Origin of the sequence: Microbacterium sp. MYb64 (assembly GCF_002979495.1) — a bacterium.
In the GTDB taxonomy this organism is placed as follows: Bacteria; Actinomycetota; Actinomycetes; order Actinomycetales; family Microbacteriaceae; genus Microbacterium; species Microbacterium azadirachtae_A.
Genome location: NZ_PCOW01000038.1, coordinates 1 through 10,001 on the forward strand (window position 1 = coordinate 1; position 10,001 = coordinate 10,001).

Annotated in this window: 7 protein-coding genes; 6 read left to right on the forward strand and 1 reads right to left on the reverse strand. The window is 71.6% G+C overall.

Features of this window, described 5'->3' with window-relative positions; genetic code table 11:
• From CQ044_RS19215 to CQ044_RS19235, 5 genes are all read left to right on the forward strand, one after another.
• Positions 1–824, forward strand: an 824-nt coding sequence (locus CQ044_RS19215) for an HNH endonuclease signature motif containing protein (RefSeq protein WP_146116841.1), incomplete at its 5' end; no start/stop codon positions are given.
• Between the two features lie 89 nt (positions 825–913).
• On the forward strand, positions 914–4,501 hold the full coding sequence (mfd, locus tag CQ044_RS19220) for a transcription-repair coupling factor (protein ID WP_105689957.1): 3,588 nt from the start codon (positions 914–916) through the stop codon (positions 4,499–4,501).
• Complete coding sequence (locus tag CQ044_RS19225) at positions 4,498–5,058, forward strand: NUDIX hydrolase (RefSeq protein ID WP_105689958.1); 561 nt, start codon at positions 4,498–4,500, stop codon at positions 5,056–5,058. Before mfd ends, CQ044_RS19225 begins: the two co-directional genes overlap by 4 nt.
• A gap of 59 nt (positions 5,059–5,117) precedes the next feature.
• Complete coding sequence (locus CQ044_RS19230; protein ID WP_105689959.1) at positions 5,118–5,714, forward strand: gamma carbonic anhydrase family protein; 597 nt, start codon at positions 5,118–5,120, stop codon at positions 5,712–5,714.
• 65 nt (positions 5,715–5,779) lie between these two features.
• Positions 5,780–8,749 (forward strand): aminotransferase, encoded by a 2,970-nt coding sequence (locus CQ044_RS19235; RefSeq protein WP_105689960.1) that lies wholly within the window; start codon positions 5,780–5,782, stop codon positions 8,747–8,749.
• A 58-nt stretch (positions 8,750–8,807) separates the two neighbouring features.
• On the opposite strand, the gene CQ044_RS19240 is transcribed toward CQ044_RS19235, so the two are convergent.
• Positions 8,808–9,590, reverse strand: coding sequence for an SDR family oxidoreductase (locus CQ044_RS19240; RefSeq protein ID WP_105689961.1), 783 nt, complete (start codon positions 9,588–9,590; stop codon positions 8,808–8,810).
• A gap of 100 nt (positions 9,591–9,690) precedes the next feature.
• Here CQ044_RS19240 and CQ044_RS19245 point away from each other — a divergent pair, with 100 nt between their 5' ends.
• On the forward strand, positions 9,691–9,999 hold the full coding sequence (locus tag CQ044_RS19245) for a helix-turn-helix domain-containing protein (RefSeq protein WP_105689962.1): 309 nt from the start codon (positions 9,691–9,693) through the stop codon (positions 9,997–9,999).
• The last annotated feature ends 2 nt before the right edge of the window (positions 10,000–10,001 follow it).

Genomic DNA, 10,001 nt, shown 5'->3' on the forward strand with positions numbered 1-10,001 from the left:
TGCCCGAGGTCGCCGCGCAGTTGCAGCGTCTGAACGATGCGCTCAACAATCCGGCCGCGACCGGATCACCGTCGCTGGCGGCACCATCGTCGGGCTCGGGGACTGGGTCGGTCGCGTTCCGCGCCGACGACACCATGCCAGACGGGCCTGGTGACGGTCTGGATGAGGGTCCCGACACAGTAGACGGGCTTCCCGTCCCGGACGAGGCCCGCACTCCCGCGCAGCGGAACCATGACAACCTCGCGATGATCCTGCACGCGGCCGCCGCGTCCGCTGGCATGCCCCAGCTCGGTAGTGCCGCCCCGACCCTGGTCGTTTCCGTCACTGCGGAGGACTACGTCAATGGGACCGGCCGGGCACGCCTGGAGGGCACCGGCGGGGACGTCCCGGTCTCGGTCGCCCGGCATACGGCGTGTGCGGGTGGGATCCAGCGGGTGCTGTTCGACGAGCGCGGGCAGATCGTCTCAATCGGCACCACGGCTCGCATCTTCGCCGCGGTGCAGCGCCGTGCGATCGTCCTCCGCGACCGGGAATGCGTGATCCCCGGCTGCCACGTGCCCGCGACCTGGTGCGAGATCCATCACGTCCAGGAACACGCCGCCGGAGGTCCCACGCACACGAGCAACGGTGTCGCCCTGTGCTGGCATCACCACCGCACCCTGGACACCTCCGGCTGGCAGATCCGCATGCGTCACGGGGTCCCCGAGATCCGAGGCCCCCACTGGTGGGACCCCTACCGCAGCTGGCACCGGCCCCGCACCCGCGGCGGCCCCTCCCGACACATCCCACGCACTCTCGCGGATGCCCTCGGACCACCCGGATGACGCCCGCAGGGGCCGCGCGACCTGCTGCTGCACCCGCAGGCTCGACTCCGCCCGGGCGTCGTGTCGGCGGCGGCGCATAGACTCTTCCGGTGACTGTGCAGGGGATCATCCGCGCTCTGGAAGAGGAGGCGTCCGGTTTCAGGGACGCCCTGAGCTGGGCGCAGACCGACGCCGACCTGCTGGCGAGTGCAGGCATGGACACGCCCATGCTCGCCGGGCTCCTCGAGCGCCGGTCCGCGGCGGGGAAGCCCGCGGCACTGCTGGTGGTCGCTCCGACCGGACGGCGCGCCGAGTCGCTCGCCGCCGCCCTCGGTTCCTACCGCCCCGATGCGGAGATCCTGTCCTTCCCGGCGTGGGAGACGCTCCCGCACGAGCGGCTCAGCCCCAGCCCCGACACCGTCGGGCGGCGCCTCGAGGTGCTGCGCCGGATGCGGATCTGGTCGGGGGAGCGTCCGCTGGTCGTCGTCGCCTCGGTGCGCGCGGCGCTGCAGCCCGTCGCCGCAGGGCTCGGAGACGTCGAGCCGCTCGAGCTCACGGTCGGGGGCCGCGGGTACGACCTCGACACCGTGGCGGCCTCCCTCGTCGAACGCGCGTACTCGCGGGTCGACATGGTCTCCCGCCGCGGTGAGTTCGCCGTGCGCGGCGGCATCCTCGATGTCTTCCCGCCCACGGCGGAGCACCCGTCCCGGGTCGAGTTCTTCGGCGATGAGGTCGATCAGATCCGGCTCTTCTCCGTCGCGGATCAGCGCTCTCTTCCGGCCGCGCCCTCCGGGGTCTCGCTGCCGGCCAGCCGCGAACTGCTGCTGACGGCCGAGGTCCGCGAGCGCGCGGGCGCCCTCGTCGACGCCTTCCCCGGGATCGCGGGGATGCTGCAGAAGATGGCGGAAGGGATCCCGGTCGAGGGCATGGAGTCGCTCCTGCCCGTCGTCGCGGGGCCCGTCGTGCCGCTGACGGACTACCTCCCCGAGAACGCCGCTGTCGCGCTCGTGGATCCGGAGCGCTCCGGCGCACGCGCAGCGAGCCTCGGCGAGACGAACCGGGAGTTCCTCGATGCCGCCTGGAGCGCGGCGACCGCCGGCGCCTCGGCCCCGATCGACCTGCAGACGGGCGACTTCCTCTCGGTCGCAGAGCTGCGGACGGCCCTGCACGACCGCGGCGGCGTGTGGTGGCGGTTGAGCGCCTTCGACGCCGGCTCCGACGACGCGAACTTCGACCAAGGCGCCGACGGCGTGAGCGCCGCTCCGATCCCGTCGTTCCACGGCAACGTCGACGGGGCGATCGACTTCACCGCCGGCCGCGTCGCCGACGGGTGGCGGGTCGTGCTCGTCGCGTCGGGACCCGGCCTCGTCGATCGCGCTCGCGACGTGCTCGCCGACCGCGGTGTCGCGGCCCGCGTGGTCGACGGGCTTCCCGGCATCCCCGACGCCGGCGTGGCGACGCTCGTCACGGGCGCCATCGAATCGGGCTTCCAGGTCGCAAGCGCGAAGATCGCGGTCCTGACCGAGAACGAGTTCTACGGGCGCACGATCGGCGGCGACACCCGCGTGGTGAAGAAGCTCGCCTCGCGGCGCAAGAACGTCGTGGATCCGATGCAGCTGAAGGCCGGGGACTTCGTCGTGCATCAGACGCACGGCATCGCGCGCTTCGTCGAGATGACCCAGCGCGAGGTCTCCTCTGGCGGGCGCAACGCCGTGAAGACGACGCGCGACTACCTCGTGCTCGAGTACGCGCCGGCCAAGCGGGGCTACCCCGGCGACAAGCTCTACGTGCCCACCGACCAGCTCGACCTTCTGTCGAAGTACGTCGGCGGCGAGGCCCCGACGCTGTCCAAGATGGGCGGCAGCGACTGGGCCGCCGCGAAGGGCAAGGCGCGCAAGGCCGTGCGCGACATCGCGGTCGAGCTCGTGAAGCTGTACTCGGCGCGGATGGCGGCCAAGGGCTACGCCTTCGGCAAGGACACGCCCTGGCAGCGCGAGTTGGAGGAGGCGTTCCCGTTCGCGGAGACCCCCGATCAGCTGCAGACCATCGACGAGATCAAGGCCGACATGGAACGGCCCATCCCGATGGACCGGCTGCTGTCCGGAGACGTCGGCTTCGGCAAGACCGAGGTCGCCGTGCGCGCCGCGTTCAAAGCGATCCAGGACGGCAAGCAGGTCGCCATGCTCGTTCCGACGACGCTGCTCGTCAAGCAGCACCTCGAGACGTTCACCGAGCGCTTCGCGGGCTTCCCGGTCAAGGTGCGCCCGCTGTCGCGCTTCCAGACCGACAAGGAGGCGCGGCTCACGCTCGACGGTCTGCTGGAGGGATCCGTCGACATGGTGATCGGCACGCACCGGATCCTCACCGATCAGGTGATGTTCAAGGACCTCGGCCTCATGATCGTGGACGAGGAGCAGCGCTTCGGCGTCGAGCACAAGGACGCGCTCAAGAAGATGAAGACCAATGTCGACATCCTCGCCATGAGCGCCACCCCGATCCCGCGCACGCTCGAGATGGCGGTGACCGGGATCCGCGAGATGTCGACCCTGCAGACCCCGCCCGAGGACCGGCACCCGATCCTCTCCTTCGTCGGGCCGAAGAGCGACAAGCAGGTCGCTGCGGCGATCCGCCGCGAGATTCTCCGCGAGGGGCAGATCTTCTACGTGCACAACCGCGTGCAGTCGATCCAGCGCATTGCGAGCGAGCTCGCCGAGCTCGTGCCGGAGGCGCGGATCGCCGTCGCGCACGGGCAGATGGGCGAGCATCAGCTGGAGCAGGTCGTCGACGACTTCTGGGAGCGCAAGTTCGACGTGCTGGTGTCCACGACCATCATCGAGACCGGTCTGGACATCTCCAACGCCAACACGATCATCATCGACCGCGCCGACCGCTACGGCCTGAGCCAGCTGCACCAGCTGCGCGGGCGCGTGGGCCGTGGCCGGGAGCGCGCCTATGCGTACTTCCTCTACGACGAGATGAAGCCGCTGAGCGAGACCGCGGCCGACCGGCTGCAGACGATCGCGGTGAACAACGACCTGGGATCCGGCATGCAGGTCGCCCTCAAGGACCTCGAACTGCGCGGCGCCGGCAACCTGCTGGGCGCGGAGCAGGCCGGGCACATCGCGGGGGTCGGCTTCGACCTGTACCTGCGCATGATCGGCGAGGCCGTCGCGACGTTCCGCGGCGAGGAGACCGAGACCGGCGCCGAGCTGCGCCTGGAGCTGCCCGTGGACGCGCGGATCCCCGACTCGTACATCGACAGCGAGCGACTGCGGCTCGAGGCGTACCAGAAGCTCTCCAGCGCGGCGACCGCGACCGCGGCGGATGACGCGATCGGCCACGTCGTCGAGGAGCTCGCGGACCGGTACGGCGCGCCGCCGGCCGAGGTCGAGGGTCTCGTCGCGATCGCCCGGCTGCGGCGCCGCGCCGCACGTGCGGGCCTCACAGACGTGGTGGCGATGGGGTCGAACCTCCGGGTCGCTCCCGCTCGCTTCGAGGACTCGATGAAGGTGCGCGTGCAGCGCCTGTATCCCCAGGCCAAGCTTGTGGGCGGGGGAGAGGCGCTGGTCGTGCCGATGCCCGGCGCCGATCGGGTCGACCCGGTCGAATGGACGGGTCAGCTGCTGACCGCGCTGTTCCCCGAGCCCGCCCCGGCGGAGCCGGTTGCCGCAGTCGCACAGGCGGGCGCCGCAGGATGAGCGCCGACGAGCCGCGGTGGCGCTGGCTGTCCACGCGCGAGGTGCACCGCGGGCGGGTGCGGATCGACGCCGACGAGGTCGAGCTCCCCGGCGGCGCGCGCACGGTCTACGAGGTCGATCGCAGCGCGCCGTTCTCCGTGTCCACGCTCGTGGTGCTCGGCGGCGATGTCGTGCTGGCCCGGCAGTACCGCTACCCGATCGACCGCTGGATCCTCGACCTGCCCGGTGGCGCAGGGGATCCCGGCGAGGCTCCTGCGGATGCCGCCCGGCGCGAGCTCGAAGAGGAGCTCGGACTCATCGCCGACGAGCTCACGCCCCTGCACGTCTTCGTGATGAATCCGGGGCGCAGCGTCTGGAAGACGCACGTGTTCCTCGCCACGGCCGTGCGGCGCGGGCACGCCGCGACCGACGATCCGGCGGAGCAGGTGCGCAGCGTGCGCATGCCGCTCGCCGAGCTCGACCGCCTCATCGCCGAGGGCGAGATCCTGGATTCGGCGCTGCTCGTGGCGCGCACGATGGCCGCGGCGAAGGGCCTTCTGCCTCCCGTCGGGATCTGAGCGCTCCGGCGTCGCCGATTCCGAGACGCCCGGTCCGCGCTGGCGACTACGCTCATCACATGATCTACGAGCACCTCGGGGCTCGGCCCCGCATCCACGACACCGCGGTCGTGGCGCCGTCCGCCGTGATCTCCGGCGATGTCACGATCGGTGAGAACTGCCAGGTGCTGCACGGCGCCGTGATCACGGCGGAGGGCGGCCCGATCACGCTCGGCGAGCACGTGATCGTGATGGAGAACGCTCTCATCCGCGCCACCGCGGCGAACCCGGTGCACATCGGCGACCACGTGCTGGTGGGGCCGATGGCGAGCATCTCCGGCGCGACGATCGCGGAGGAGGTCTTCCTCGCCACGGGCACCAGGATCTTCAACGGCGCCGTGATCGGGGAGCGCAGCGAGGTGCGCATCAACGCCGTCGTCCATCTGCGCACGACCCTGCCGCCCGAGACCGTCGTGCCGATCGGGTGGGTCGCGGTCGGCGATCCGGTGCGCATCCTCTCGCCCGAGCGGCATGAGGAGATCTGGGAGGCGCAGCACGAACTGGACTTCCCCGGCTACGTCTTCGGCGTGGACCGTTCGACGCCCGACCTCATGGTCCAGCTCACCGAGCGCTACGCCCGCTCGCTCGCGCGGCACCTCGACGACCACGCGCTCTGACCGGATTCCTCTCCCCGAACGAGAACCCGCTCCGAACGCCTCCCGCTCCGAACGAAGGAATCGCCGTGCAAGAACAGACCGGGGGACTCGTGCGCCCCGATGTCACCGCCTCCGACGCCGTCGCGATCGCGCGCGAGCTCTGGGGCGTCGTCGTCACGGCATCCGAACTCGGCAGCAATCAGGACCGCAACTTCTTGCTGACCGAGCCCGACGGATCCCGCAGCGTGCTCCGGATCGACAACCCGGCCTTCCCGGACAGTGCGAGGGACGCCCAGCATGCTGCGCTCGACGCCTATCGCAGCGCCGGCGTGCCGGTGCCCGCGGCCCTTCCCGGCGGCGACGGCGCCCTGACGCAGCGCTGGCGCGGCTTCGCGGTGCGGCGCAGCGCCTTCGCCGAGGGCGAGGCGATGGTCGACGCCGGCTACTTCGCGCCGGTCGTGCTGCGGGAGTTCGGATCCCTCGCCGCCGCCTCGGTGAACGCGCTCGCCGCGCTGGAGCACCCGGGGCTCGACCGCCCGCAGATGTGGGACATGCGGGTGGCCGCGGACGAGGCGAGGAACCTGCTGCCGTCGATCGCGGACCCGGTGCTGCGCGACCGGGTGTCGCCCGTGATCACAGAGGCCGAGGAGGTCCTGCGGTCCGTCGCCGCGGAGCTCCCGGTGCAGCCGATCCACGGCGATCTCACGGATGACAACGTCATGGGTGTGCGCGGCGCCGACTCCCGGCTGCACCCCCGCACAGTGCTCGACCTCGGCGACCTCGCGCTGGGCTGGCGCGTGGCAGAGCTCGCCGTGTGCGCGTCGTCGATGCTGCATCATGAGCCGGAGCGCCCGCTGCGGGTGCTCGAGACCATCGTCGCCTTCCACGCCGAAGCGCCGTTGAGCGAGGCCGAGGCCAGGGCGGTCTGGCCGCTCATCGCGCTGCGCGCCGCGCTGCTCGTCGCGAGCGGCTGGCGGCAGCTGGATATCGACGGCGACAACGCCTACGCCAGGGAGCGGATCGCGGGGGAGCAGGCGATCTTCGACGCCGCGACCGCGGTGCCGCTCGTCGAAGCGGTCGAGCAGGTGCTCGCGGCGCTGGGCTTCCCGGCCGCCGTGTCCCAGCCCTCAGTGGTGCAGAGTGCTGCGCCGCTCGCGCCCCTCCTGCCGGAGTTCGCCGGCGAGGTCGTCGTCCTGGATCCCGGCACGGAGTCGGAAGGCCTCGCGTCGGGCGCCTGGCTCGCGCCCGACGCGGAGGAAACGCTCGTCCGCGGGGCATTCGCACGGGGCGCCGCTGCGGCCGTCATGCCCTACGGCGTCTATCGGCTCACCCGCACCGCACTCGACTCGACCGACGCGGCCGCGACCTGGCCGATCGGCACCGCGATCCATCTTCCCGCGGGACCACCGCTGCCGCTCGCGGCCCCCGTCTCCGGGAGGATCGTGACGTCGGCGGACGGGGTCATGCGCATCGCGTCGGCGAACGGCTGGCGATGCGAGATCCGCGGCGTGCAGCGATCGTCGGAGGACGGCGCGGAGGTCGCGCAGGGGGACGCCATCGGATGGCTTCCCGAATCCGCAGTGCCGCGCACCCTCGTCGTCACGGTCATCGCGGCGGGTGCGGAGACTCCCGCGGGCGGGACAGGTGACGCGCCCCTCGTGGAGCCCGACCGCGTTCCGGCGTGGCGTCGGCACTCGATCGATCCCGCGGGGATCCTGGGCCTGCCCGCGATGAGCCAGTCCGACGATGCGGCGGACGAGCTCGCGCGGCGGGCGCGCATCTTCGCGAGTGCCCAGGAACGGTACTACGAGCGCCCTCCGCAGATCGAACGGGGCTGGCGGCACCACCTGGTCGACACCACTGGCCGCGCATACGTCGACATGGTGAACAACGTGACCGGGCTCGGGCACGGACACCCGCGCGTCGCCGACGCGGTGAACCGGCAGATCCGGATCCTGAACACGAACTCCCGGTTCCTGTACCGCGAACTCGCGGAGTACAGCGAGCGGCTCCTCGCGCTGTTGCCGGAGAGGCCCTCCGACGCGCCGGGCGACCGGCTGGACACGGTGCTGCTCGTGAACAGCGGATCCGAGGCGGTCGATCTGGCGCTCCGGCTCGCGCAGGCGGCCACCGGGCGCAAGACCATCGTGTCGCTCCGCGAGGCGTACCACGGCTGGACCATGGCGAGCGATGCGGTCACCACGAGCGCCTACGACAACCCCGATGCCTTCGCCACGCGCCCGGACTGGGTGCACGTGGCCGATGTGCCCAACCGCTTCCGCGGCACCTACCGCGGCGAGGAGACCGGACCGCAGTACGCCGCGGATCTGGCGGCCGATCTCGATCGCCTCGCCGCGGAGGGACGCCCCGTCGCGGGCTTCATCTGCGAATCGGTGCTCGGCAACGCCGGCGGCGTGATGCTGCCGGAGGGATACCTGGCGGAAGCCTACGCGCGCGTGCGCGGCGCCGGCGGCCTCTGCATCGCCGACGAGGTGCAGGTCGGATTCGGACGGATGGGATCCTCGTTCTGGGGGTTCGAGCAGTCCGCCGTCTCACCGGACATCATCACGATCGCGAAGCCGATGGGCAACGGATATCCGATCGGCGGCGTGATCACGTCGAAGCGCGTGGCCGACGCGCTCGCCGCCCAGGGGCAGTTCTTCTCATCCGCGGGCGGGAACCCGCTCAGCTGCCGGGTCGGCATCGCCGTGCTCGACGCGATGGCCGAGGAAGGCCTGCAGGAGAACGCCCGCGTCGTGGGGGCGCGCCTGGCCGAGGGCTTCCGTGCGCTCGCCGAGCGTCATCGACTGATCGGCCCGGTCCACGGCGAGGGCCTGTATCTCGGCGTGGAGCTCGTCCGCGACCGGGAGAGCATGGAACCGGCCGCCGCCGAGGCGGCCGCGATCTGCGAACGGCTCCGCGAGCTGGGCGTGATCGTGCAGACCACCTCGGAACGCTCCAATGTGCTGAAGATCAAGCCCCCGCTGTGCCTGACCGCGCGGAGTGCCGACCTGGTCGTCGCGGCGGTCGACCGGGTGCTCACCGAGGGCTGGTGACCGGACCCCCTCCGTGGGGGCGTCCGGTCACCTCGCTCCGGCGAGCCCCGACCGCGTGTCACGCCTGCTGGGTGGGCAGCACCACGACCTGGCGCAGGTTGACGTTCGCGGGGCGGGTCACGACGAAGTCCACGAGATCCGCGATGTCATCCGCCGAGATCGCCTCGATCGCGGCGAACATCGAGGCGAGCTCCGCGCTCAGGCGCTCGTTGCCGATGTGCGTGCCGAGCTCCGTCTGCGTGAGCCCCGGCTCGATGTTCGTGACGCGCACGCCGTGGCGCGCGACCTCGGTGCGCTGCATGGCCGACAGCGTGGTCACCGCGGCCTTCGTCGCGGCGTAGACCGCATAATCCGGGAAGGTCACGTGCGCGGCGATCGACGAGATGTTGACGATGTCGCGCGGCCCGCCGCCGGCGCCTTGCAGCAGGTCAGGCAGCACCGCGCGTGTGATGCGGAGCAGCCCAGTGAGGTTCGTGTCGATCATGCGGCCCCACTCGTCGGCGCGGCCGTCGGCGAGCGGATTGGGCAGCATCACGCCGGCGGAGTTGACGAGGATGTCGACCGCGCCGAGCTCGCGGTGGATCCGCGCGACGGCGGCGTCGATCTCGGACTCGGAGGTGATGTCCGCGGGAACGGCCAGGATCCGCCCTGCGGCATCGGATCCGGCGGCGGAGGTCGTAAGGGCCGTGAGGCGGTCCTCCCGGCGGCCGAGCGCTGCGACCGAGGCGCCGAGTGCGGCGAGATGCGCGGCGATCGCCGCACCCATGCCGCTGCCGGCTCCCGTGACGAGAGCGATGCGTCCGGACAGGGGGAGGGAGGGAGTGGAAGAAGAAGTGTTCATGGCACCAGCCTCCGAGGAGGACTCCTCGGCGGGAACGTCCCGATGAACCTGGGTCTGCCAGGGCCACCCTCGTGCGGGGCGCAGCGGCGATACTGAGACGATGACATCGGAGATCGGCGAGTTCCTCCGCGCGAAGCGCGAACGGGTCGCACCCGAGGAACGCGGTCTGCCCGCGGGCGGCGGGCGACGCGTGCCGGGCCTCCGACGCGAGGAGGTCGCGCTGCTGGCGGGCATCAGTCCCGACTACTACGTGCGTCTGGAGCAGGGGAGGGCGCGGGCCGCGTCGGACCAGGTGCTGGATGCGATCTCCCGGGTGCTGAGCCTGGACGACGTCGAGCGCGACCACCTCCGCGTGCTCGCCCGGCCCGCGCCCTCCCCTGCTCCAGACGCACGTAGTAGTCGGGACTGATG